The organism is Ereboglobus luteus, from assembly GCF_003096195.1.
In the GTDB taxonomy this organism is placed as follows: domain Bacteria; phylum Verrucomicrobiota; class Verrucomicrobiia; order Opitutales; family Opitutaceae; genus Ereboglobus; species Ereboglobus luteus.
Map to the genome: position 1 here is coordinate 1,881,031 of NZ_CP023004.1, position 25,063 is coordinate 1,906,093.

Below are 25,063 nucleotides of genomic sequence, written 5' to 3' on the forward strand. Positions count from 1 at the left end.
CCTTGATGCTCGCGTTCGGTTTCGCGGGCGTTTCTGTTGAGCAGACACTGTTTCCTTTTTAATCATGCACAAACCCTCGGCCCTGCTCTCCGCGTTTTTCGCGCTCACCATCCTCGCCGCTTTTTCGAATGCGCAGACCCCCTCCGCTTCCGACTCCGCGCGCGAACGCGTTTCGTTCAACGCCGGCTGGCGCTTCGTGCGCGAGGACCCGCCGAATGTCGGCAAGTCGCTCAACTACGAGCGCGTCAAGCCGTGGCTGCTCCCGTGCGGCGACGACTTGCTTAACATGAGCCCGCCCGCCGCGCTCCGTCTGCCGCCGCCGGCGCCAAACCCCGCCCACCTTTACGGTCGCGCCATTGACTACACCACATCCAAATTCAACGACTCTGCCTGGCGCGCGCTCGACCTCCCTCACGACTGGGGCATCGAGGGGCCGTTCTATCAGGAGCTTACCGGCAAGACCGCGAAACTGCCGTGGTTCGGCGTCGCGTGGTATCGCAAAACTTTCGACCTGCCCGCCACCGACGCCGGACGCCGGATCTACCTCGAACTCGACGGCGCGATGTCTTATTCGATGGTTTGGATCAACGGCCAGTTCGCCGGCGGCTGGCCCTACGGCTACTCCTCGTGGCGCGTCGATCTGACGCCGCACATCAAGCCCGGCGCGAAAAACGTGATCGCCATCCGCCTCGACAATCCCCGCGAGGCATCGCGCTGGTATCCCGGCGGCGGCATTTATCGCAACACCTGGCTGCTCAAAACCGCGCCCGTCGCCATTGCGCAATGGGGCGTTTTTGTCACCACGCCGCGCGTCACCGCGACCTCCGCCATCGTCGATGTCGCCGTCACGCTCGACAACAAAACCGACGCTCGCGCCGAAACCAAACTCACCACGCGCCTCTATGCCGCCGACGCCAACGGCGCGCCCTCCGGCTCCGCGATCGCCACCGCCCAACCCGCAGCGCTCAACGCTCCCGCGCTCAACCAAGCGTGGATTTCGCAAACCTTCACGCTCGAAAACCCGCGCCTTTGGAGTCTCGGGGAGCGCAACCGCTACGTCGCGGAAACAGAAATCACCCAAGGTGGAAAAGTCATCGACCGCGTGCTCACGCCCTTCGGAATCCGCTCCATCGAGCACACCACGGAAGGCTTTTTCCTCAACGGCAAACGCGTTCCCATTCGCGGCGTCTGCATGCATCACGACCTCGGCGCGCTCGGTTCCGCGCTCAATCTCCGCGCGCTCGAGCGCCAGATCGAAATCCTCCAGTCGTTCGGCACCAACGCCATTCGCACCTCGCACAACCCGCCCGCGCCCGAACTCCTCGAACTCTGCGACCGCATGGGCATGCTCGTGCAAGTCGAGGCGTTCGATGCCTGGGCCATCGGAAAAGTGCGCGACGACTACTCGCGTCTCTTCCCCGACTGGGCCGAAAAAGATCTCCGCGCCATGGTGCGCCGCGACCGCAATCACCCCAGCGTCATTCAATGGAGCATCGGCAACGAAATCCGCGAGCAAGCCGCGCCCGGCGGATGGAAAACCGCCGCGCATCTCGCCGGTGTCATCCGCGAGGAGGACCGCACGCGTCCCGTCGCCGCCGGCTTTAACGTAATTCAATCCGCCTACAACGGCATGATGACCGCCGTCGACATCGTCGGTTACAATTACAAGCCGCGGGAATACGCCAAGGTTCGCGCCACCCATCCGCACCTCCTGCTCTTGGGCGCCGAAACCGCCTCCACCATCAGCACGCGCGGCGTGTATGTGTTTCCCGTCAGCGACAACAAGGCCGATGGCCTGGATCGTCAAAACTTCCAGATGAGCTCCTACGACCTCTACGCCCCGCGCTGGGCCACCACGCCCGACGACGAATGGCGCTCGCACGACGAAGTGCCCGGCGTCATGGGCGAGTTTGTTTGGACCGGTTTCGATTACCTCGGCGAACCCACGCCCTATAACAGCGACACCACCAACCTCCTCAACTTCGCCGGCGCCGCCGACCGCGCCCGCATGGAAAAGGAAATGAACGCGCTCGACAAAAAACGCGTTCCCTCACGCAGCTCGTATTTCGGTATCGTCGATCTCGCCGGTTTTCCGAAAGACCGCTACTACCTCTACCAATCGCACTGGATGCCCGACAAACCGATGGCGCACATCCTGCCGCACTGGAACTGGCCCGAGCGCATCGGCCAGGTCACGCCCGTGCACGTTTACACCAGCGGCGACGAGGCCGAGCTGTTCCTTAACGGCAAATCCCTCGGACGCAAAAAACGCGGCCAATACGAATACCGCTTCCGCTGGAACGATGTTGTTTACGCGCCGGGCGAGTTAAAAGTCGTCACCTATAAAAACGGCAAGCCCTGGGCCGAAACGACAACGCTCACCACGGGTGGGGCGGAGAAACTTTTGCTTGCGGCGGACCGCCGGGAAATCCGCGCCGACGGACGGGACCTCAGCTTCATCACCGTGACCGTTGCCGACAAAAACGGACGGCAAGTCCCTCGCTCGATGAACAAGATTAATTTCTCCATCACCGGTCCCGGCGAAATCGTGGCCGTGGACAACGGCGACCCGACGAGCCACGCTCCCTTTCAAGCCAGCGAACGCGAGGCGTTCAACGGCCTCGCCCTCGTGATCGTTCGCGCGAAGCCCGGCGCAACCGGCTCGTTCACGCTGCGCGCCGAAAGCGAAACCCTCGCGCCCGCGGAAATCGCAATCAGCGCCAACCAAGAATCGCGGGAGTGATTAAAAGTGTGACTGTGGCGAGGGTGGGGCGGTTGGCAGACTGGCGCCAACCGCTCAAAACGCCGAACCCGCCGCGTTTTTCGTTTCACTCGCCCTGCCATCCGTGATGGCAAAAGTAATATTGCAAAACAGACGGGGCGCGCACAGGCACAGCGTGGAATAAACGCCGCTTGAAACCGCCTGTCACAACTTCCGATTCTCCTTCTGCCGACGCACTGCACAAACGCGCGATCGCGCTGTTGTTTGCAACGGCGTTGTTCTGGAGTCTTGGCGGGGTGCTCATCAAGCTGGTGCCGTGGTCGCCGCTCGCGATTTCGAGCGCGCGCGGATTTATCGCGGCGGCGGTGCTCGCGCTGGTGATTCGGCCGCGGCGATTGTCGTTTTCATGGGCGTCGCTCGCGACGGCGCTCAGTTACGCGGGGTGCACGATCACGTTTGTCGCGGCCACGAAACTCACCACGGCGGCCAATGCGATTTTGCTCCAGCACACATGCCCGGTCTGGGTCGCCCTGCTCGGCTGGTGGCTGCTGCGCGAGCGCGCCACGCGGGCCGACTGGATCGCGATCGTGGCCACGCTCGCGGGCATCACATTGTTTTTTGCGGACAAGTTTCGCGCGGATTTGTTTTTGGGCAATATCGTCGCGATCATCAGCGGCGTGTTCTTCGGGCTGACGGCGATTTTCATGCGCAGGCAAAAAGACTCGTCGCCGGCGGATGCGTTGATCCTCGGCAATCTTATCAGCGGATTTGTCGGGTTGCCGGCATTGATTCACGCGCCGTTTGGAGGGACGTCCGCGACAGGGTGGGGCGCGCTCATCGCGCTTGGAACGGTGCAGCTCGCGCTCGCGTATTTCCTCTATGCGCGGGCGATCAGGCACGTCACCGCGCTTGAGGCGGTTTTGATTCCGGTGATCGAGCCGATTCTCAATCCCGTGTGGGTGATGCTCGCCATCGGCGAGGTGCCCGCGCCGTGGGCGATTGTCGGCGGTGTGATTGTGCTCGGGGCGTCGGTGTTTCGCGCGTGGGTGGCGATCCGCAAAAGCTCACCATCTCCGCGGACGAAGGCGCAAGGGACGTGAGTGATTGCGGGCGGCATTTATCGCCGTGTCGAAATAAGAACGTGCCCGGTTTGTTCGTCCGCATTTTTTAGGCGGGGCAAAACCCGCCCTGCTTGTGATGTCTTTCCAAGCGCCCTGATCACTTAACCGCGCTCGCGTTTTCCAGAAGGTAGATGCCGCTTAGGTAACCGTTTTCCTCGATCGCGCCGACTCGCAACGTGCCCTCAAACGATTTCGGGACATCCGGCAAATAGGTGTCCGGTTTTGCCATGCGCACGACAACCCACTCGTTCATTTGCGGTTGCTCGCCGAAGCAGCACATCGTCCGGTCGCGCAGAAGCAGGAACTCGACCACACGCCCGCCTTCCGTGCGCACGGGCAGCATGAAGCCGGTGATGGTGGCTTTTTTCCCGTTGAGTTTGCGAACGGCGGCGGGGAGTTGTTCGTCTATTTGCGGGCCGGCCTGCGCGTTGGGTTTGTCCGGATCGTAGGCCGGCGGGCTGAACGGAAAACCGCCGAACACATCGAAGCCAACCTTGTTGTCGTCGCTGCGGCCTGTGTTTGCGCCGGCAACCGCGCAAATGAGCGCGAATGCGGCGGCAAGCGAAAGGAAACGGACGGCAAGGGTCATGACGCCAAAATTTGGCCGTTGGCGCGGAAGGGTCAACAATCGGCTTTCCAGTTCGGCACACTTTGCTCAACCTGTGCGTTTTTGTGAGCCAGAACGACGACAACAACGACGACGATATCTATGAATCCGACGGCAGTTTGCCGGAGGACGTCATGGATCCGCGAGAGAAACCCATGGGCTTCTTCGATCACCTCGAGGAATTACGCTGGGTGATTCTCAAGTGCATTGTCGTTTACGTGCTCTTTGCGGTGGTGATCGGCGTTTTTCTCAGGCAGGCGAACTCGATCCTCCTGCTGCCGTTCAACATGGCGCGCGAGCAGTTTCCCGAGCTTCCGGAAAACTTGCGGATGATTTATGTCACGGATTCGTTCACGGCGGTGATCCAGCTTTGCTTTCTCGGGGCGCTGGTGCCGGCGATGCCGTTCTTCTTTTTCTTCGCATCCCAGTTTGTCGCGCCCGCGCTCACGAAAAAGGAAAAGCACATGATTATCCCCGTGTGCCTGTCGTCGCTGGTCCTTTTTGTGGTCGGGTCGCTGTTCAGCTTTCTCCTGCTCGTGCCGAGCACGTTAAAAATTTCCGCGCTGACCGGCGACATACTTGGCGCGACCGCCGAGTGGACGATTGCGAGTTATTACGGCACGCTTGCCTGGCTGACAATCGGCGTGGGCATATCGTTTGAATTTCCGCTCGTGATCGTGTTGCTGGTTTATCTCGGCATCTTGCGGGTGGAGACGCTGCGCAAATACCGCCGCCACGCGATCGTGGGCATTTTCATCATGGCGGCGATCATCACGCCGACGCCCGACCCGTTCACGCAAACGATCTTCGCGCTGCCGTTGTATGTGTTGTTCGAGACGGCGATTTTCATCGGCGGCCGCATGCAGAAAAAACGCGACGAAGCCGCGCAGGCCCAATAACGGGGCGCGTTTGCTTGTCACAAAACGACGTTTGAAATCCTCAGGCGGCCTTCACCCGTTTGATCGGGTATTCGGTGACGGTGAGGCCTTTGTTGCCGCGGGCGCCGACGCCCAGGCGGGCGGCGTCGAACTCGAACTCTTTTTTGCGCGCGCTGCAGCGGCCGCTCAGCTCGATGTTGAGCGTGGCGGGCATGTCGGCTTCTTTTTTCGCGACGTGAAAATACACGACTTTTGAGCCTTCGCTCGATACGAGGGGGTAAAGTTTTTCGCGCGTCACTCCGCCGATTTGGAAGCGCTTGGCGAAGGCCTTGCCGGTCTTTTTGTCCTGATAGACCATCGTGTAGAAGTGTTTGTCGCCTTCCTTGGGCATGATCGCGATGTGGATGATGTTGCGGCCCATGAAGAGCTTGTCGGCCACGCGGGCGACTTTCATCGTGCCGTCGGCCATGAAGCAGAGCACATCGTCGAGGACGGTGCACTCGGTCACGAATTCGTGCTGGCGCCAGTTCAGGCCGATGAAGCCCTCGTCGCGATTCACATAGAGGCGCTGGTTGGCGGAGACGACTTCGGCGAGGCTGATTTGCTCAATCTCGTCATACTCGGTGCGGCGCTTGCGGCCCTTGCCGTATTTTTCCTGAAGCGTCTCGAACCATTTGACTGCGTAGGCGGTGAGGTGCTTGAGGTTGTGCTTCGTGCCGGAGATTTCCTTTTCGATGCCCTTGATTTCCTCCTCGGCCTTGAAGCGGTTGTAGGCGGCGGTGCGCTTGATGGGGATGTCGCCGAGCTTGGTGATGTCCTCGTCGGTGACCGGGCGGCGGAGGCGTTTGATGAAGGGTTGCAGGCCTTTGCGGATGGCTTCGTCGGCGGCTTCCTTGGTTTTGCAGGTTTCGATGAGCTTGTAGACTTTTTCCTCGATGAAAATGCGCACGAGCGAATCCCAGTGCCATTTGGCTTCGAGCTCCTCGAGGCGGATTTCAAGTTCTTGTTTGAGAAGCGAAACAGTCTTATCGGTCGAACGCTTGAGGATGTCGGGGACGGAGAGGAATATGGGGCGGTCGTTTCCTTGCTCGTCGGTTTCGATGACGCAGGCGGCGGGCGAGATCGAAACCTGGCAGTTGGTGAACACGTAGAGCTGCTGGATGACCTGGTCGGGATCGCTGCCTTGCGGGAGGTGAACGAGGATTTCGACCTTGTCGGAGGTGTTGTCGTCAACGTGCTTGACCTTGAGCTTGCCCTTGGCGTTGGCGCCGAGGATCGAGTCGATGAGCGAGGTGGTGGTGACGCCGAACGGCAGCTCGGTGATGGCGAGCAGGTATTTGGTGCGCTGCTCGATGCGGGCGCGGATCTTCACCTTGCCGCCGCGCGCGCCGTTGTTGTATTCGGAAAAATCGGCGATGCCGCCCGTCGGGAAATCGGGGAAGATGCGGAAGTTTTTTCCCTGAAGGTGATTGATGGAGGCGCGGCAGAGGTCGTTGAAATTGTGCGGCAGAATGCGCGTGGAAAGGCCGACCGCGATGCCCTCAGCACCCTCGGCGAGGACGAGCGGGAACTTGACGGGAAGCGTGACGGGCTCCTTCGCGCGTCCGTCGTAGCTGAGCTGCCACGTGGTGGTTTTTGCGTTGAAAACAACCTCGCGCGCGAAAGGCGTGAGGCGCGCCTCGATGTAACGCGCGGCGGCGGCGCCGTCACCAGTGAGGGTGTTGCCAAAATTGCCCTGCGGCTCGATGAGCAGGCCGCGTTGCGCGATGCCGACAAGCGCGGCCTCGATGGAGGCGTCGCCGTGCGGATGGAAACGCATCGCGGCGCCGACGACGTTTGCGACTTTGTTGAAACGGCCGTCGTCCATTTCGTGAAGCGTGTGGAGAATGCGGCGCTGCACGGGCTTGAGGCCGTCGTCGATATGCGGCACGGCGCGGTCGAGAATCACGTAGCTGGCGTAGTCGAGGAACCACGAATTGTAATGCCGCACAAGCGTGGCGTTGGGGCTGTTTTCCTTGGGCACGGGTGGATGCTCGGAATCGGGGGCGTCGGAGGCCTCGTCGGCATCAGTTGCCGCCGCTGCGGCAGTCGGGGTCGCGCCGGATGCGGGGACGGAAGCGGGAGACGTGTCGTTGGCGGCATTTGCGCCGTCGAGTGGCAATTCGGATTGGTCGTCGGAATCGGAAGGTTGTTTGCGTTTGGCCATCGAGAAATTGAAAACCTCGATAAAACGTAATCATGCGCCCGCGAGCCAAGAATGAAATGCGAGAGACCTTTGATTCGATATGCCTTTGATGTGATAACTTGTTTTATTTCAATTAATTAAAATATAAAACAAATCCACCAAAACACGCCCGAATCGGATCCCCAACAGATATTCGGCTGCACATGAATATTCCGCCTCGACGAGCTCCGTCTTCGCACGTAAATCTCGCGTTTTCAGATCGTTCAACTTGGACAAGCAAAATCCAGTCGATTTAAGCGCAACTTCGCAGCCCGACATCCGTCAAGCTACGGACACGACATGTGCGCGCAACGAATCAGACGATATTGCCGCGCTCACGGAGACTGTCCGCAAAGCGCAAACCGGGGACGAAGACGCCCAGCGCACGCTCATACTCGCATACCAGCACCGTGTGGCTGGTTTCATCTACACCATCACCAACCGCGGCGACTCCGTGGAGGATCTAGCGCAGATCGTTTTTATTAAAATGATACGCGCCCTTCCACGCCTCGTGCAACCCGCCCAATTCGAAGCCTGGCTCTTCCGCCTCGCGCGCAACGCCTGTATCGACCACATCCGCCGCCAGCGCTGGCAAAAATTCCTGACACCCATCGAAACCGAGGAACGCGTCCTCGATATTCCTGACAAACCCAGCGGCGTTGACACCGAGGAACTCGACGCCCTCAACCATGCCATCGCCAAACTCAAGCCCAAGGATCGCGCGCTCATCGCTCTCGCGCAGGAAGGCCGCAGCCAGGTCGAGATGGCCGAGATCACCGGCGTGAGCGTCGTCGCGCTCAAGGCCCGCCTTCACCGGGCTCGTGAACAACTGAAACACTATTATGAAAACACCAACTGACCCAACTCGCGACCCCCGCCTCTGGGCGCAAAGACAGGCCTATGCGGCCAGTCTCCTGCCCGGCAACTTTGCGGACAACGTCCTGCGCGCGGCCCGTCTCGCCGACGAGGACGCCGAGCCCGCGCACACCCGCGTTTGGCGGTTTTTCCACAACCCCTTCACGCTCTCCGCGCTCACCGCCTGCGCGTGCTTCGCCGCGGTTGTGTTTTTTCACACCCAATCCGTCAACCAGACCAACGAGAAAAACCTCGCCGACTGGCGCGATCTCGCCGAGCAAGTGGCGAGCTTTGACCCATTCTAAACAGCCCCTCCCATCCATCGCACGCACGCACATAAATCCATGAATAAAATTCTTCCCTTCATACTGACTACCGTCATCGGATTTGCCGTGGGCGTGGGAGCCGGCGTTTGGATCGGGCGCACCCCGACCATCGACGCGCCCCCAGCCGGCATACTTGATGAAGTCAAGGACGCGCCCATCGGCTCAAGCAGTCCCGCGCCCGCCGCGGCAAGCGCGCACCGCGAAGAAGCCTATCGCCAGATTCGCGCCGAAATGGAGGACTTCCGGCAAAAAATCATCCTGATGAAAAACAGCCTCCGGGACCAAATGGATCCGATCCTCACGCCCGAGCAACGCGAGCATGTGAAACGCTGGCGCGAGCGCCCGCCACCGCCTCCCCAACCCGCCGGAACCCCGGCGCCCGCCCGCGGACGCAGCAAGTTGTGGGAGGGTTTCGACTCGGCCATTGTCATCATGATGGTGCCCGTCTCGCTCGAACGCCTCGACGAAAGTCTCGGCTTCACACCCGAGCAAAAAGACGCCGTGCACAAACTCCTCCTCGAGCGCCGCGCAAAGTTTCTCGAACTCGTGGACACCACGCCGCCGCCCAGCTTCAAGGTTCTCAAGTTCGCGCCCCCCGAGGCCAAGGTGCCGCCCGCGAAATAATTTCCGCTCATGCGCACATTCGCGAAACACGGGTCTTCACGCCCGTGTTTTTTTGTGCCATAAACACGTCACAACATCGCATTCCGCATCCTCGTGAATCCCTTTCTCACACACGTTCTTGTCAGCGCCTGCCTCGGCGCGCTCATCGGCCTCATCCGCCAGTGGAACGACCAGCAAACGCCGGAGGCGCCGGTTGATTTTGGTGGCGTGCGCACCTACTCGCTCTGGTCGCTGCTCGGCTGTCTCTCCGCGTTTGTCTCCGACAACTACATCGCGGCCATGCTCCCCGTGGTCATGGTGCTCGTCGGCGCGCACCTCGTGGTCGCGCACATCAAAAGCGCCTCCGACAGATATCCCGGCGGCACCACCTTCGCCTCGTCAATGCTCACCTGCCTCATCGGCGCGCTCGTCAATTGGGGCTACACGCAAAGCGCGATCGTCGTGGCCGCGTTCACGATGGTGATGCTCGGCATCAAGCAACCCGTGCACAGCATTACAAGCCGCTTCACCACTGCGGACATCCGCGCCACGCTGCAATTTGTCGCCATCACCGGCGTGATTCTCCCGCTCGTGCCCAACCGCGCCATGGGGCCGTATCTCGCATTTAACCCGTTTTCGATCTGGCTGATGGTTGTGCTGATTTCCGGCATCGGATTTTTGGGCTACGTGCTCATGCGCATGCTCGGCACCAAGGCCGGCATCGCCGCAACCGGATTCCTCGGCGGACTCGCCTCGAGCACCGCCACCACGCTTGCCTTTAGCAAACGCAGCAAGGTCACGCCCGAGCTCGCCACCGATTACGCCTTCGCCGTCGTGCTCGCTTGCACGACCATGTATGCGCGACTCGCGGTGATGATCGGCGTGATCGACCAGCAACTCCTGCTCACGCTGCTCGTGCCCATACTCGTCATGGCCGCGCCCGGGGTGCTTTACGCCGCGTGGATTTGGTTTTCGAAACGCGCGACCACCCAGCCGGAGGTGCATCCGCCCTCAATCACCAATCCGCTCAGCCTGAAAACCTCCATTCAGTTCGCCGCGCTTTACGCGGTTGCCGCGTTCCTGATAAAAATCGTCACCAACTTCGGATGGGACAACGCCGTGCTGCCCCTCGCGTTTCTGTCCGGCCTCACAAGCACCGACGCCATGTCGCTCTTGATGGCAAACAACCACAAGGACGGCACGACCCTGTTGCAACTCGCCGCGCAAGCGGTGATCATGGCCTCGCTCGCCAACACGCTTGCCAAGGCCATCATCGCGATCGTCTGCGGTTCGCGTTCCTACGTGAAGCACACCGCCTCAATCCTCGGCCTCATGGTCGCCGCCAGCGTGCTGGCCCTGTGGCTGGTGTGAGGATGGAAGGGGATGATTCGCTTTGCCAGAGTCAGAAAAGTTAACAGGGCTGGCGTTACATTTGCCCCAACAACCGATCCAATGCGCGGCGGTCGCGCTTGGTGGGGCGGCCGGAGCCTTTGGCTCGGGCAAGGGTTTGTTGCACGCGCTGCTCCTTCACTTTCTCGAACTCCGACGGCGGTGTGAGGTCCTCGCAGTAGGTCGCCACGAGTTTCGCGCCGACGCGGCTTCGCGGAATGTCGACGACGCGCAGCGTGCGCAGTATCAGGCCTTGCTTGACGTGGATCGTCTCACCGGCGTGGACATCGCGCGAGGGTTTCACGGCGTGGCCGCCGATCTCGACGCTGCCCGCCTTGCACGCGTCGGTGGCAAGCGCGCGCGTCTTGAAAAGCCGCACGGCCCAGAGCCATTTGTCTATGCGTTCAGCAGCCATGGGGAGGAAGAGTGAAGGGTGAAAAATGAAGAGTGAAATACAGAAACAAACTTTGCATTGGACCTCATTTTTTCACCCTTCATTTTTCACTCTTCACTCTTTTCACTTGTGGTCCCAGGGCAGCTCGATGTTCAGGCGCGGGTGCTCCCAGACTTTGAAGAGGGTGAACATTTTGCCGGGGTTGAGGATGCCGTTCGGGTCGAGCGCGTCCTTGATGGCGCGCATGGCCTTGATTTGCGCGGGCGTGTGTTGCAGGCGCAGGAAGGGCGTTTTGGCGAGGCCGATGCCGTGCTCGCCGGAGATCGCGCCGCCGAGCGCGACGACGCCTTTCATAAGTTCGCCGACCGCTTTTTCCGCGCGCAAATACTCGGCGCGGTTTTCACGGTGATACATTATGTTCACGTGCAGGTTGCCGTCGGCGAGGTGGCCGAAGGTCGGGATGGGGAGGCGCGATTTTTTGCGGAGCTTGTCGAGGAAGACGGCGAACTTTTCGTAGTTCGCGAGCGGCACGACGATGTCCTCGTTGAGCTTGGAGTCGCCGAGCGCGAACATGGCGCCGGAGCATTTGCGGCGCACGGTCCAGAGTTCCTCGGCCTCGTCGCGGTCGTGCGCCTCGCGAAACGCCTGCGCGTGCTCAGCGGCCCAGGCGAGGACGGCGGGCTTGGTGTCGGCGAGTTCGTTTGGCGAGCCGGCGAGCTCGATGAGGATGACGGGTTTTCCGGGCTGGCCGGCGAAAACGGTTTTGCCGGTTTTGGTCTCGGCACATTGCACGCTGTGGCGGTCGAGGAACTCGCAGATTGCCGGTTGCACGCGCTGCGCGAAGAGCGTGCGGATGGCGCGGAACGCGGCGACTTCGTCGGGGAACGCGGTGAGGAGCGTCCAGCGCTCGGCGGGTTTGGGGATGAGCTTGAGGACGGCCTCGGTGACAACGCCGAGCATGCCTTCCGCGCCGATCCAGAGGTCGCGCAGGTTGAATCCGGCGGAAAACTTTTTCGTGGCCGCGCCCCACTCGACGTATTCGCCTGTGGGCAGGTGGCCGCGCAGCGCGAGGATGAAGTCGCGCGTCACGCCGTAGCGTCCGCCGTGCATGCCGCCGGCGTTGCAGGCGATGTTGCCGCCGATGGTGCAGTATTTTTTCGATGCGGGATCGGGCGGGTAAACCCATCCGGCGGTTTCGGCCGCGGCCTGAATGTCGGCGACGAGCGCGCCGGCCTGCGCATGGGCGAGTCCAGCGTCGGCGTCGATGCGGATGCGGTTCCACTTGGAGAGGTTGAGCACCCAGCCGCCGTGCACGGGCGAGCCGGAGCCGGTGAGCGAGGTGCCGCCGCCGCGCACGGTGACGGGCACGCGGTGTTTGTTGGCAAGCGCGAGCGCTGTGGAAATATCATCACGCTTGCGCGGGCGTATGACGGCCTCGGGAAGAAACGAGAGTTTGCTGCCGTCGAACGACGCGCGGAAAAGCGCGTCGCCGGATGTGGCGACGCGGTCGCGTCCGAGTTTGCGGACGAGCGCGGCGGTTGCTTTGGCGTGATGTTTCATGAGTGCGGCGGCTGAATTCGTGGCGCATCCTGCCAGCTGACAAATTGCTGGAGCATGGAGCTTTCCCATTTGGCGCCCCCGCCCGGACTTGAACCGGGATGCGCGGTTTAGGAAACCGCTGCTCTATCCAGTTGAGCTACGGGGACAGCATAAAAATACGCCCGCAACAAAACGAATTGCGCAAAGCGCGGTCAAGCCGCGATGCGGACGGAGTTCATTGCTATTTTTGAAAACCCCTCCTTGTCCGCATGCGTTTCCATTGTTTCGCCCCGTGGTCGCGCCATCGAATTCCCCCCGCGCAAACTTCGCTTCATTTGCTGTTTTTTGTCGCACCCAAATCCGCTTTGCCTGCAAATGTGTCCGCTACCCATTCCCTCATGTCTGAAACCAACCTTTCCTCGCTCCTCTGGTCCGTCGCCGATCTCCTTCGCGGCGATTACAAACAATCCGACTACGGCAAAGTCATCCTCCCCTTCACCGTCCTGCGGCGCATCGACTGCGTCCTCGAAAAAACCAAGCCCGCCGTCCTTGCCGAGCACGACAAGCGCGCCAAGGCCGGGCTCAATCCCGCCCCGTTCCTCGAACGCATCACCGGGCTCGCCTTCCACAACACCTCGCCCCTCGACCTCAAAAAACTCATGGGCGACCAGGACCACATCGCCGAAAACCTCCGCAAATACCTCGACGCCTTCTCCCCCCTCCGTCCGCGACATCTTCGACCGCTTCGAATTCCACACCCAGATCGACCGCCTCCACAAGGCCGGCCTGCTCTACCTCGTCACCGAAAAATTCGCCAACGCCGACCTCCACCCCGACCGCGTTTCCAACGCCCAAATGGGCACCGTCTTCGAGGAGCTCATCCGCCAATTCTCCGAGCTCTCCAACGAAACCGCCGGCGAGCACTTCACCCCGCGCGACGTCATCCGCCTCATGGTTGACCTGCTCTTCATCGAGGACGACGACGCCCTCGCCAAGCCCGGCATCGTGCGCTCCATCTACGACCCCACCGCCGGCACCGGCGGCATGCTCAGCGTCGCCGGCGAGCACATCACCGCCCAAAACCCCGACGCCCGCCTCGTCATGTTCGGCCAGGAGCTCAACCCCGAATCCTACGCCATCTGCAAGGCCGACATGCTCATCAAGGGCCAGGACATCGCCAACATCACCTTCGGCAACACCCTCTCCGACGACCAGCTCCCCGGCAAACAATTCGACTACGCCCTCTCCAATCCCCCCTTCGGCGTCGAGTGGAAGAAAATCGAAAAGACCATCCGCGACGAAGCCGCGACCAAGGGCCACAACGGCCGCTTCGGCCCCGGCCTCCCGCGCGTCTCCGACGGCTCGCTCCTCTTCCTCCTGCACCTCCTCTCCAAAATGCGCCCCGCCAGTGACGGCGGCTCCCGCTTCGGCATCGTCCTCAACGGCTCCCCGCTCTTCACCGGCGGCGCCGGCTCCGGCGAAAGCGAAATCCGCCGCCATGTCCTCGAAAACGACCTCGTCGAGGCCATCGTCGCCCTCCCCACCGACATGTTTTACAACACCGGCATCGCCACCTACATCTGGATCCTCAGCAACCGCAAAACTCCGCAACGCAAGGGCAAGGTCCAGCTCATCGACGCCTCCGCCTTCTGGCAAAAAATGCGCAAAAGCCTCGGCTCAAAACGCAAGGAGCTCTCCGCCGCGCACATCGCCGACATCACCCAAATCTTTGGCGACTGCAAAAAACTCACCCGCGACGGCGTCCCCATATCACGCATCTTCAAAAACACGGACTTCGGCTACCGCACCATCACCGTCGAGCGCCCCCAGCGCGACGCCAAGGGCGCCGTTGTCCTCGGCCAAAAAGGCAAGGCAAAGGGCAAGCCCGTCGCCAACACCTCGCTGCGCGACACGGAAAACGTCCCGCTCTCCGAGGATGTGGAAACGTATTTCAAACGCGAAGTCCTCCCGCACGCATCGGACGCCTGGATCGACCACGACAAAACCAAGACCGGCTACGAAATCCCCTTCAACCGCCACTTCTATGTTTTCACGCCCCCGCGCCCCCTCGCCGAAATCGACGCCGACCTGAAAACCACCACCGACAAAATTCTCAAACTCATCGGAGACCTTTCAGCATGACGACACACGAACCGTCTCCTCCCCATCTCGCCCCGGGTCGCCCGAACCTCAAACTCGACGACATTACGGGAGCCATTATCGACACCGCGATGCGCATTCACATCGACCTCGGCCCCGGCTTGCTCGAATCCGTTTACGAAATGATTCTCGCCCGCGCCCTCGAAAAACAGGGGTTTCACGTCGAATGCCAAAAAAATATCCGTTTCAGCTACGACAACATGCTCTTTGAGGATGCCTTCCGCGCCGACCTCTTGGTTGAGCAGCGTGTGCTTGTCGAACTGAAATCTGTCGAGCACCTCGCGCCAGTTCATTTCAAGCAGCTCCAGACGTATTTACGGCTCATGGATTTGCGGGTCGGACTGCTGATTAATTTCGGCGCCGCAACACTCAAGGAAGGGCTGCGTCGCATTGTCAACGACCTCCCCGCCTCCGCGTCTCCGCGCCTCCGCGTGAATCAAATCCGTGCAGGAGGAGAAGAGGACTCACGCGGAGGCGCGGAGAACGCGGAGAAAGATTTACATCCATGAGCTTCCCCAAATATCCAAAATACAAACCCTCCGGCGTCGACTGGCTCGGCGACGTCCCAGCGCATTGGGAGGTGATTCCACTTAAACAATACGCCAATTTTATTAATGGAGATGCGTTTAAACCTTCAGATTGGGCCGAAGATGGACTTCCAATAATTCGTATTCAAAATTTGAACGGAGGTGATGATTTTAATTATTTCAGTGGCGATATTGAAACTCGCTACTTGGTTCATGATGGTGATCTTCTATTTGGATGGTCTGGCAATCGTGGCACATCTTTTGGCCCATTTTTATGGCGCCATCCTCAAGTATGTGTGCTGAACCAACACATTTTTCGTGTCGACCCTAGAAACATCACAAAAGAATCATTATATTGGGTTTTGAAAGCGGTCACCGCGCATGTTGAAGATCAGGCACATGGAATTATTGGTATGGTTCATATTACAAAAGGGGATCTTGGCGCAATTAAGATTCCCATTCCCCCACTCCCCGAGCAAACTGCAATGGCGGAGTTTTTGGATCGGGAGACGGGGAAGATAGATGCGTTGGTGGCGGAGCAGCGGCGGCTGATGGAACTGCTGAAAGAAAAACGCCAAGCCGTCATCTCCCAAGCCGTCACCCGCGGCCTCAACCACCAAGCCCCCCTAAAACCCTCCGGCATCCCCTGGCTCGGCAACGTGCCGGCGCATTGGGAAGTGTGCAGGGTAAAGTCGTTAGCTTCTGAAAAACTAACTTATGGAGCAAATGAATCCGCAGAGGATGACAATCCTGACAATCCAAGATTTATCCGAATTACCGATATTAAAGATGATGGTTCACTGCACGATGATACGTTCAAAAGCCTCCCGCTTGAAATTGCTATTCCCTATTTGCTCGAACATGGTGATATACTGCTGGCTCGTAGTGGTGCTACTGTCGGCAAAGCAGCTGCATATCGCGCCGAATGGGGCAAATGCTGTTTTGCTGGATATTTAATTCGGTTACGGTGCAAACTTATAAAGACAACCCCGATGTGGGTAATTTTATTTACTCAATCTTCATCGTATTGGGCACAAATAAAAGAAGGAACAATACAGGCGACCATTCAAAATTTCAGTGCGGAAAAATACGCTGAAATGCGAATACCACTACCGCCACTCGCCGAACAAACCGCTATCCTCCGCCATCTCGAATCCGAAACCACCAAATTCGACACCCTGATCGCCGAAGCCCAGCGCGCCATCGACCTCCTCCAGGAACGCCGCACCGCCCTAATCTCCGCCGCCGTCACAGGGCAGATTGATGTGCGCAAGACACCTTTAACCCATAACAAATCATGAAACTCACACGTCTCCGTCTTAAAAACTTCCGCTGTTATAAAAATGAAATCAGCTTTGATTTCGAAAATCTGACAGCATTTATAGGTCGCAACGATGCTGGCAAGTCCAGCGTCTTAGAGGCGCTAGACATTTTTCTCAATGATGACGTTCCAGACAAGCATGATGCGAGCAAATCTGGTGATGGAAAAAACTTACTATTATTTGCGAATTCGCTGATATTCCAAAAAGTATAATAATTGATGATTCAGTAGCGACGTCACTTGATTCAGAGTATTTACTTAATTCAGAAGGACGGCTTGAAATACACAAGACTTACAGCGGGCATACAGCTGCACCCAGATGCACAGACATTTCCTTGTTCTGCAATCACCCTACCGCCGAAAATGTCAGTGATTTGATGCAACTTAAAAATGGCGATCTCAAAAAACGCGCAAAAACACTGAGTGTAGACCTTTCTTCAATTGATCAAAAAATTAACGCATCCTTAAGGAGGAAAATTCGCGAGTCTGTTTCAGGTTTGGCATTACAAGCTATACTAGTTCCATTAAATGAGGCTAACGGAAAAAGTATCTGGGATGGCATTAGGTCACATTTGCCGGTGTTTGCTTTATTTAAATCAGATCGCGCAAGCACGGATCAAGATGCTGAAGCGCAAGACCCTTTGAAAATAGCAATAAAGGAAGCGCTGAAAGCTAAGGAGGCTGAACTAGCGGCAGTCTCGGCACATATAGAAACTGAAGTTAAAAAAATAGCTGCTAAGACGTTGGAAAAATTAAAAGAAATGGATCCCACATTAGCAAGTGAACTTAATCCACAATTTTCCTCTCCCAAGTGGGAGACGCTTTTTAAAGCAAGCATTACCGGTGATGAGGATATTCCAATCAACAAACGTGGAAGTGGAGTTAAGCGTCTAATTTTGCTTAATTTCTTTCGTGCCAAAGCGGAGCAGGCTGGTAGAGACAGGAAAGATGCTTCCGTGATTTATGCAATAGAAGAGCCTGAGACAAGCCAACATCCCAACAATCAACGACTGCTAATAAATGCGTTATCTGAGTTAGCCAATGAGAGTCAGGTAATCATAACTACACACACACCTATGCTTGCCCGTATTTTACCCGACAAATGTCTGCGATATATAAGGCAAAATCCAGACAAGACCAGAGAGGTTCTTTGCGTTAAAAGCGAGGAAGATCGTAAGATGTTTTCAAAGTCGCTCGGCGTGCTTCCAGATAATTCAATCAAACTTTTTATCGGAGTCGAAGGACGTCACGATATTAACTTTTTGAAAAAAATATCTGCTGTGTTGATAAAAGATGGTTGCGCTGTTTTGGATTTAGAAAAAATGGAATTGGACGGTGAACTGATTTTCTTTCCTCTCGGAGGATCTTCATTGGCTCTTTGGGCATCAAGACTTGCACCGCTATCACGTCCAGAGTTTCACCTTTATGATAGAGATACGATGCCCCCAGAACGTGCTAAATATCAAGAGCAGGCGGATGCCGTAAACAGACGAGATCGCTGCAAGGCTTTGATTACTGGAAAAAAGGAAATGGAAAATTATCTGCATTTTGATGCGATTAATACAGCATATTATGACATCTGTAATATATCGCTTGGTTTAACTGCAGGTTTTTCAGATATTGATGATGTGCCAAATAAAATTGCAGAATTAGTCCATAATTCCTCAGGAAGCTCAAATACATGGGACAGTCTTGATGAGGAAACGAAAAGTAAAAAAGCCTCCAGAGTAAAAAGTAATCTCAATGAGCATGCCGCCGCTCGGATGACAAAAAAATTATTAGAGCAAGTTGATCCGAACGGAGATGTGCTGACATGGTTTGATGAAATGAAACGACTCATTAATCAACCCGCATCATGATATAGTTGGAGAAAATCTATGGCCACCCTCCGCATCTTCATCAGCAGCGCGCAAAAGGAACTCGCTCCGGAGCGGGCGGCCTTGGGCAATTCTCCGCGTTCCCCGCGCCTCCGCGTGAAACCTTTCAGTAGAAACCAAAATAAATTTCCATGAGCCTCCACAAAGAAATCTCCTTCGAAAACGAAATTTGCGCGCATCTCGCCGCGCATGGCTGGCTCTACGCGGAGGGTGATGCCGCGCGCTACGACCGCGCTCGCGCGCTGTTCCCGTCCGACGCACTCGAATGGCTGCAACAAACCCAGCCCGACGCCTGGAAAATTCTTATCAAAAACCACGGCACCGCCGCCGCCGACACCGTGCTCAACCGTCTGCGCGCCGAACTCGACAAGCGCGGCACGCTCGACGTGCTCCGCAACGGCATCGAGCTCATCGGCCTGCGCGCGCCGCTCAAGCTCGCGCAGTTCAAGCCCGCCTTCGACATCAACCCCGACATCCTCGCGCGCTACCAGGCCAACCGCCTGCGCGTCGTCCGGCAGGTGCGCTACTCGCTGCACAACGAAAACAGCATCGACCTCGTCCTGTTCCTCAACGGCATCCCCGTCGCCACGGTCGAGTTGAAAACCGATTTCACGCAATCGCTCGGCGACGCCATCGACCAATACCGTTACGACCGCGACCCGCAACCCAAGGGCCAAAACGCCGAGCCTCTTCTCGATTTCCCGCGCGGCGCGCTCGTGCATTTCGCCGTCAGCAACCGCGAGGTCTCCATGACCACGCACCTCAAGGGCAAGGCGACTCACTTCCTGCCCTTCAACCAGGGCGACAAGGACGGCGCGGGCAACCCCGCCAATCCCGACGGGCACCCCACCGCCTATCTCTGGGAAAAGATCTGGGCACGCGAAAGTTGGCTCGAAATTCTGGGGCGCTACCTCATCGCTCAACGCGACGACAAAAGGAAAATCGAAAAAATCATCTTCCCGCGCTATCACCAACTCGACGCCACGCGCAAGCTGCAAGCCGCCGTGCTCGCCGACGGCGCGGGCGCGAAATACCTCATTCAGCACTCCGCCGGCTCAGGCAAAACCAACTCCATCGCCTGGAGCGCGCACTTCCTCTCCGAATTGCACGACGCGCGTGGCGACAAGGTTTTCGACAGCGTGCTCGTCATCTCCGACCGCAACGTCATCGACAAGCAGCTTCAGGAGGCGATCTTCGGCTTCCAGCGCCAGACCGGCGTTGTCGCGCTGGTCACCAACAAGGAATGCAGCAAGAGCGCCGCGCTCGCCGAGGCGCTTTCCGGCGACAAAAAAATCGTTGTCTGCACCATCCAGACCTTTCCCTTCGCCATCGAGGAAGTGCGCCGCCTCGCCGCGACGCAGGGCAAGCGCTTCGCCGTCATCGCCGACGAGGCGCACAGCTCGCAAACCGGCGAGGCCGCCGCGAAACTCAAGCTCGTGCTCTCCGCCGAGGAGCTTGACGCGCTCAAGGACGGCGGCGAAGTGGGCGTTGACGACATCCTCGCCGCGCAAATGGCGAACCGCGCCGCCGAAAGCGGCATCACCTACGTCGCCTTCACCGCCACGCCCAAGGCCAAGACGCTGGAAATCTTCGGCACGCGCCCCGACCCCGCAAAACCCGCCGGCGATGGCAACCTGCCCGCGCCCTTCCACATCTACTCCATGCGCCAGGCCATCGAGGAGGAATTCATCCTCGACGTGCTGCTAAACTACACCAGCTACAAACTCGCCTTCCGCCTCGCGCACAACGGCAGGGACCTTGACGACAAAACTGTCGAGCGCTCCGCCGCGCTCAAGGGCATCATGGGCTGGGTGCGCCTGCACCCCTACAACATCGCGCAAAAAGTCGCCATTGTCGTCGAGCACTTCCGCAAAACAGTCGCGCCGCTGCTCAACGGCAAGGCGAAGGCGATGGTCGTGGTCGGCAGCCGTGTCGAGGCCGTGCGATGGAAACTCGCCGTCGAAAAATACATCAAGGGGCACGGCTACAAAATCGGCGCGCTTGTCGCCTTTTCCGGCGAGGTAAACGACCCCGAATCCGGCCCCGATGCGCTCAAGGAAACCAGCGCCGCGCTCAACCCCAACCTCAAGGGCCGCGATATCCGTGAGGCGTTCAAGGGCGACGAATACCAAATCCTGCTCGTCGCGAACAAATTCCAGACCGGTTTTGACCAGCCGCTCCTCTGCGGCATGTATGTGGACAAACGTCTCGACGGCATCCAGGCCGTGCAAACCCTCTCGCGCCTCAACCGCGCGTATCCCAACAAGGCGACTTACATTCTCGATTTCGTGAACGACGCGACGGAAATCCTAGCCGCCTTCAAAACCTATCACACGACCGCCACGCTCTCCGGCGTCACCGACCCGAATATCGTTTTCGACCTGCGCGCCAAACTCGACGACGCCGGACATTACAATGAAAACGAAATCGAGCGCGTTGTCGCCGCCGAGTTGGATCCCAACTCGCAGCAAAGCGACCTCGTCAAGGCCATCGAGCCCGTTGCCGACCGGATCGTGCGCACCTACAAGGCGTTTCAGGACGCGCGCAAGAGTGCCCTCGAAAGAAACGACGAGGCCGACGCGAAAACGGCAAAAGACGGCATGGACACCCTGATCCTTTTCCGAGGCGACCTCGGCGCCTACATCCGCCTCTACGCGTTTCTCTCGCAAATCTTCAACTACGAAAACACCGGCATCGAAAAGCGCGCGATCTTCTACAAGCGCCTGCTCCCGTTGCTCAAGTTTGAGCGCGAACGCGACGGTCTCGACCTGTCGAGTGTCGTGCTCACGCATCACCACCTGAAAAACCCCGGCAGGCGCGCCATGCCGCTCGCGGGTGGCGACACGCCGACGCTCGACCCCATGACCGAGGCGGGCGGCGGCTCGGTAAAGGACAAGCAGAAAGTTTATCTGGCAGAGCTAATAGAAAAATTGAACGACCTGTTCGGGAGCGAGATCACGGAGAACGACAAGTTGAGCTACGTGAACGGCACCTTGATCAACAAGCTCACCGAGTCGGAGACATTGCGGCAGCAGGCGGCCAGCAACACAAAGGAGCAGTTTGCCAACTCGCCCGACTTGATGACCGAGTTCAAAAACGCGATCATCGCCTCCTACGACGCGCATTCAGTGATGAGCGCCAGGGCGCTCAATTCCACGGACGTATTGAAGAGCCTTTTGGAAATTTCGCTCAACCACCTGCAATTGTGGGAACGCCTGCGCAACAAGGCGGCGTAGGATTGGCGGCACGGGATGCAAACGCGCCCGCTTGTCCCGCGATGTGTCACCTCATTAGCGGCACATGTGTTACCTTTATTGCGGGACGTTACACGGAAGCCTCGCCCTACCAAAAGGCATTTTTGCGACAATCAACTGAACATGCTCCAAAGAATAAATCTCTTTCGTAAATGACATAACGCCCATCGTTATTTCAGAAATTGGCCATTTTTTTAAATTAAACGTTCGATTTTTTGAAATAACCAAGGCATTTAATTCAGAAACAAAGCTTTTTCTGAAAAATGAATATTTCCACATTCCAAGCCGGACGCTACGAACAACGTTTTGAATACAAGGCGTTCCTGCCTGAATTGGTTCGCCACGAATGGGAAGTCGAAGATGCCGAATTGACCGATTTGCTGGGGCGGGCAGACCGGGCGCTGGGCGAATTGAACGCCTTTGCCCAATTGATTCCCGACATCGACTTTTTTATCCAGATGCACGTGGCAAAGGAAGCCACGCAATCGGGTCGCATCGAAGGCACTCAAACAGGAATTGAAGACGCCTTCAAGGACGCGGTCGACTTGGATCCGGAGGCCAGGGACGACTGGGCGGAAGTCCAAAACTATATCCGTGCAATCAATTTCGCAATCGGGTCGCTTGACCGGCTTCCGTTTTCAAACCGCCTGCTAAAAGAAACCCATGCGGTGCTTCTGGAAGGCACGCGCGGGCGGCACAAACAACCGGGCGAGTTTCGAACTAGCCAGAACTGGATCGGCGTGAGCTTGAAAAACGCCGCCTTTGTGCCTCCCCATCATGAGCATGTGGCGGAGTTGATGAGCGACTTGGAGCAGTTGCTGAATGACAGGACGATTTTTGCGCATCCATTGGTCCGCATCGCGATCGCCCATTATCAATTTGAAACCATTCATCCTTTTCTGGATGGAAACGGGCGCTTGGGACGACTGATGATTTCCCTGTATCTGGCCGCAACGGGGTTGCTTAAAAAGCCCGCGCTGTATTTGTCCGACTATTTTGAACGGAACAAGACGGCGTATGTGGATCACATGATGGCTGTGCGGCACGGCGGCCACTTGCGGGAATGGCTGGTATTTTTCCTGCATGGGGTCGAGGAAACCGCGCGAGCCTCGGCCGGAGTTTTCCAATCCATCATCAAACTCAAGCAACGCATTGACACCGATGTGCTGCCCTGCTTCAGCACGCGACGCCTGTCAACGGCGCGCCTGCTCATGCGCCACCTTTATGCCCGGCCGGTTATTGATGTGAAAAAAGCGATGCTGGCCGTCGGCACAACCATCAACACCGTCTCCAGCATCATCAATGACCTCGTGACCGCTGGAGTTTTGACCGAAGTGACCGGTCAGCGCAGAAACCGGCTTTTTGTTTTCCACGATTATCTCGCCCTATTCAAATGAGTGAAAACCTATTTCGAAAGCCGGGTCTCATTAATTTTTGCATTTAATATACGCAACAAAGCCGCGAAAGGGCAACGCACGGTCCCTTCGCGGCCTTGTGTTGGCGTGCGCGGATTCTCACGCGAACTCGCAATACACCGGCTCATACATCTTGGCCTTGATGTCGATAGGGGCAAAAAATGTGCGGCTGATCATGCCGGACTGTTTTATATTTCGCTTTTTTTCATTGAACGAGATGCTGAATTGAGAGCGCATCAATTTCGATTTGTTCTGTAATGTTGCCGATGTTTTCCCTTTGGCTGGCATGAAGGATTTCATACCATCATCCAATCGCTACAACTGGAGGCACACGATCCCGGTTGTATTATTGGAAACGTCCTAGGAGTTACGGTTGGCTATTATGAATCATAACGAGCCGCCCGCTTGCGCTTTTAGCGTTTCGCAACGTTGGCGCATTTTTTGCAGCGTTTTGGTCATGGTGATATCGTTTGCGAGGTTGTTCAATTCGAGCGGGTCGGCTTCCAGGTCGAACAACTCTTCCGTGACCGGGGTCTCGCTTATCCAGCGGATGTATTTCCATTTGCCGCTGCGCACGCCTTCGCTGGGCGGGATCATTTTTGGCAGGGTGCGGTGCTCGTAAAAGAACTCCGTCCGCCATGCGGGCGTCGTTCCGCGTTTCTTTTTTTCGAGCAACGGGCGCAGCGACACGCCTTGCATTTTTTCGGGTATTTTGACTCCGGCGTAGTCCAGCATCGTGGGCGCGAAATCTATGTTGAGGGTCATGTCGTCGATTCGTTTGGCCGCGCTTTTTGCCGCGCCGCGCGGGGGCACGATCACGAGCGGCACGCGGACGCCCTCCTCATACATATACCATTTGTCCGACATGCCGCGATCGCCGAGCGCGAAGCCGTTGTCCGAGGTGAATATTATCAATGTGTTTTCCAACATGCCGCGTTTTTCGAGTTCATCGAGGATTCGCCCCACTTCCCGATCCATGCCGGTGACCAGGCGGTAAATGTCGCGCGTTGTTTCCAGCGCCATTTCGTCGGTGGCGAAACGCACGAGCCAGCGTTTGCGGCCCTCGGAGCGTTGCACCGACTGGGGCAGTTTTTTGAACGCCTCGTCCGTGGCGGTCGGGGACGGCGCGATGGCGGCGTCCTTGTAGAGTTCCTCGTCGCGGGCGTCGGGCGGGAATTCCCGCGGCGCCTTGTCTTGCGCGTGGGGGCCTTGAAGCCGATGTTCAGGCACCATGGTTTGTTTGCGGGCGCGGTTGATAGAAACTCCAGCGCCTGGTCGCCAATGCGTTTTGTGAGGTGCTCCGGCGAGGATTTGTCGAAATACGAGAGGTTGCCCGGACGCGAGCGCCAGAAATCAAAATCGTCCGACGGCAAATGCTCCGGCTTTCTGCCGATGCCGAATTTGCCGATCATACCCGTGTAATATCCCGACGCGCGCAGCAGGTGCGGATAGGTGCGCTGCCAGCGTTCGTGGCCGACCGGGTCGGAAAAGTTCCAGATGCCGTGCGCCCTGGCGTGTTGTCCGGTAAAAATACTTGCGCGGCTAACCACGCAAATAGCAGTGGTCACATAGGCGTTGTTGAACACGACCCCGCGCGCGGCCAGTTTGTCGATGTTGGGCGTTTGTATTATTTTGTTTCCGGCGTAGCCGAATTCATCGAAGCGCGCGTCGTCCGCCAGTATCATTAAAATGTTCGGCGGTTGTTTTGATATTGCGGGGCGGCTCCGCAGTGGACTCCACCAACCACGGCCGCGCCAAGCAATGATGCCAATGGGGTAATCGTTTTCATGTTTTTTGATATATTATAATATGTTGAAAAATATCATTGTATTACACAGTCGCACAGACGAA

The 25,063-nt window shown here is 57.8% G+C and carries 15 protein-coding genes, 1 tRNA gene and 3 pseudogenes; 13 read left to right on the plus strand and 6 right to left on the minus strand.

From position 1 onward, the window contains the following. Positions 1-64: 64 nt before the first annotated feature. Together galB and CKA38_RS07040 are read left to right on the plus strand one after the other, a co-directional pair. A complete protein-coding gene (gene galB / locus CKA38_RS07035; RefSeq protein WP_108824840.1) occupies positions 65-2,743 on the plus strand; it encodes a beta-galactosidase GalB in 2,679 nt (892 codons plus the stop codon). Positions 2,744-2,913: 170 nt separating this feature from the next. After that, entirely contained in the window at positions 2,914-3,822 is a 909-nt protein-coding gene (locus CKA38_RS07040; RefSeq protein ID WP_108824841.1) for a DMT family transporter, read from the plus strand. Positions 3,823-3,940: 118 nt separating this feature from the next. Here CKA38_RS07040 and CKA38_RS07045 read toward each other — a convergent pair whose 3' ends face one another. Then, positions 3,941-4,432: a DUF3299 domain-containing protein gene (locus tag CKA38_RS07045; RefSeq protein ID WP_108824842.1), complete on the minus strand. Its 492-nt coding sequence runs from the start codon at positions 4,430-4,432 to the stop codon at positions 3,941-3,943. Positions 4,433-4,515: 83 nt separating this feature from the next. Between CKA38_RS07045 and tatC the strand changes: the two genes are divergently transcribed. After that, positions 4,516-5,349, plus strand: coding sequence for a twin-arginine translocase subunit TatC (tatC, locus tag CKA38_RS07050; protein WP_152032716.1), 834 nt, complete (start codon positions 4,516-4,518; stop codon positions 5,347-5,349). Positions 5,350-5,389: 40 nt separating this feature from the next. On the opposite strand, the gene CKA38_RS07055 is transcribed toward tatC, so the two are convergent. Continuing rightward, a complete protein-coding gene (locus CKA38_RS07055) occupies positions 5,390-7,534 on the minus strand; it encodes a DNA gyrase/topoisomerase IV subunit A (RefSeq protein ID WP_108824844.1) in 2,145 nt (714 codons plus the stop codon). A gap of 247 nt (positions 7,535-7,781) precedes the next feature. Between CKA38_RS07055 and CKA38_RS07060 the strand changes: the two genes are divergently transcribed. From CKA38_RS07060 to CKA38_RS07075, 4 genes are all read left to right on the plus strand, one after another. Then, entirely contained in the window at positions 7,782-8,411 is a 630-nt protein-coding gene (locus CKA38_RS07060) for an RNA polymerase sigma factor (protein WP_161554784.1), read from the plus strand. Continuing rightward, complete coding sequence (locus CKA38_RS07065; RefSeq protein WP_108824846.1) at positions 8,395-8,712, plus strand: hypothetical protein; 318 nt, start codon at positions 8,395-8,397, stop codon at positions 8,710-8,712. Before CKA38_RS07060 ends, CKA38_RS07065 begins: the two co-directional genes overlap by 17 nt. A 39-nt stretch (positions 8,713-8,751) precedes the next feature. Then, positions 8,752-9,357: a hypothetical protein gene (locus CKA38_RS07070; RefSeq protein ID WP_108824847.1), complete on the plus strand. Its 606-nt coding sequence runs from the start codon at positions 8,752-8,754 to the stop codon at positions 9,355-9,357. Positions 9,358-9,450: 93 nt separating this feature from the next. After that, positions 9,451-10,707, plus strand: a complete 1,257-nt coding sequence (locus tag CKA38_RS07075) for an MgtC/SapB family protein (RefSeq protein WP_108824848.1) — start codon at positions 9,451-9,453, stop codon at positions 10,705-10,707. A gap of 55 nt (positions 10,708-10,762) precedes the next feature. Here CKA38_RS07075 and CKA38_RS07080 read toward each other — a convergent pair whose 3' ends face one another. The 3 genes from CKA38_RS07080 to CKA38_RS07090 form a co-directional block, all read right to left on the minus strand. After that, on the minus strand, positions 10,763-11,140 hold the full coding sequence (locus tag CKA38_RS07080; RefSeq protein WP_108824849.1) for an RNA-binding S4 domain-containing protein: 378 nt from the start codon (positions 11,138-11,140) through the stop codon (positions 10,763-10,765). 102 nt (positions 11,141-11,242) lie between these two features. After that, positions 11,243-12,679 (minus strand): FAD-binding oxidoreductase, encoded by a 1,437-nt coding sequence (locus tag CKA38_RS07085; protein ID WP_108824850.1) that lies wholly within the window; start codon positions 12,677-12,679, stop codon positions 11,243-11,245. A 70-nt stretch (positions 12,680-12,749) separates the two neighbouring features. Further along, positions 12,750-12,825 (minus strand) — tRNA-Arg (locus tag CKA38_RS07090). Between the two features lie 231 nt (positions 12,826-13,056). On the opposite strand from CKA38_RS07090, the pseudogene CKA38_RS07095 reads away from it, so the two are divergent. The 6 genes and pseudogenes from CKA38_RS07095 to CKA38_RS07125 all read left to right on the plus strand — a co-directional run bounded on the left by CKA38_RS07095 (position 13,057) and on the right by CKA38_RS07125 (position 23,194). Next, positions 13,057-14,800, plus strand: a pseudogene (locus tag CKA38_RS07095) (type I restriction-modification system subunit M). Continuing rightward, positions 14,797-15,327, plus strand: a complete 531-nt coding sequence (locus CKA38_RS07100) for a GxxExxY protein (RefSeq protein WP_108824851.1) — start codon at positions 14,797-14,799, stop codon at positions 15,325-15,327. Before CKA38_RS07095 ends, CKA38_RS07100 begins: the two are co-directional and overlap by 4 nt. After that, positions 15,324-16,646, plus strand: coding sequence for a restriction endonuclease subunit S (locus tag CKA38_RS07105; RefSeq protein WP_108824852.1), 1,323 nt, complete (start codon positions 15,324-15,326; stop codon positions 16,644-16,646). Before CKA38_RS07100 ends, CKA38_RS07105 begins: the two co-directional genes overlap by 4 nt. Before the next feature lie 20 nt (positions 16,647-16,666). Beyond that, positions 16,667-18,522 (plus strand): annotated as a pseudogene (locus tag CKA38_RS07115) (AAA family ATPase); the annotation flags it as partial. A 152-nt stretch (positions 18,523-18,674) separates the two neighbouring features. Further along, positions 18,675-21,779, plus strand: coding sequence for a type I restriction endonuclease subunit R (locus CKA38_RS07120; protein WP_108824855.1), 3,105 nt, complete (start codon positions 18,675-18,677; stop codon positions 21,777-21,779). 281 nt (positions 21,780-22,060) lie between these two features. Beyond that, positions 22,061-23,194, plus strand: a complete 1,134-nt coding sequence (locus tag CKA38_RS07125; protein WP_108824856.1) for a Fic family protein — start codon at positions 22,061-22,063, stop codon at positions 23,192-23,194. A 405-nt stretch (positions 23,195-23,599) separates the two neighbouring features. Here the strand turns inward: CKA38_RS07125 and CKA38_RS07135 are convergent. Further along, a pseudogene (locus CKA38_RS07135) lies at positions 23,600-24,897 on the minus strand (sulfatase family protein). Positions 24,898-25,063 lie beyond the last annotated feature (166 nt).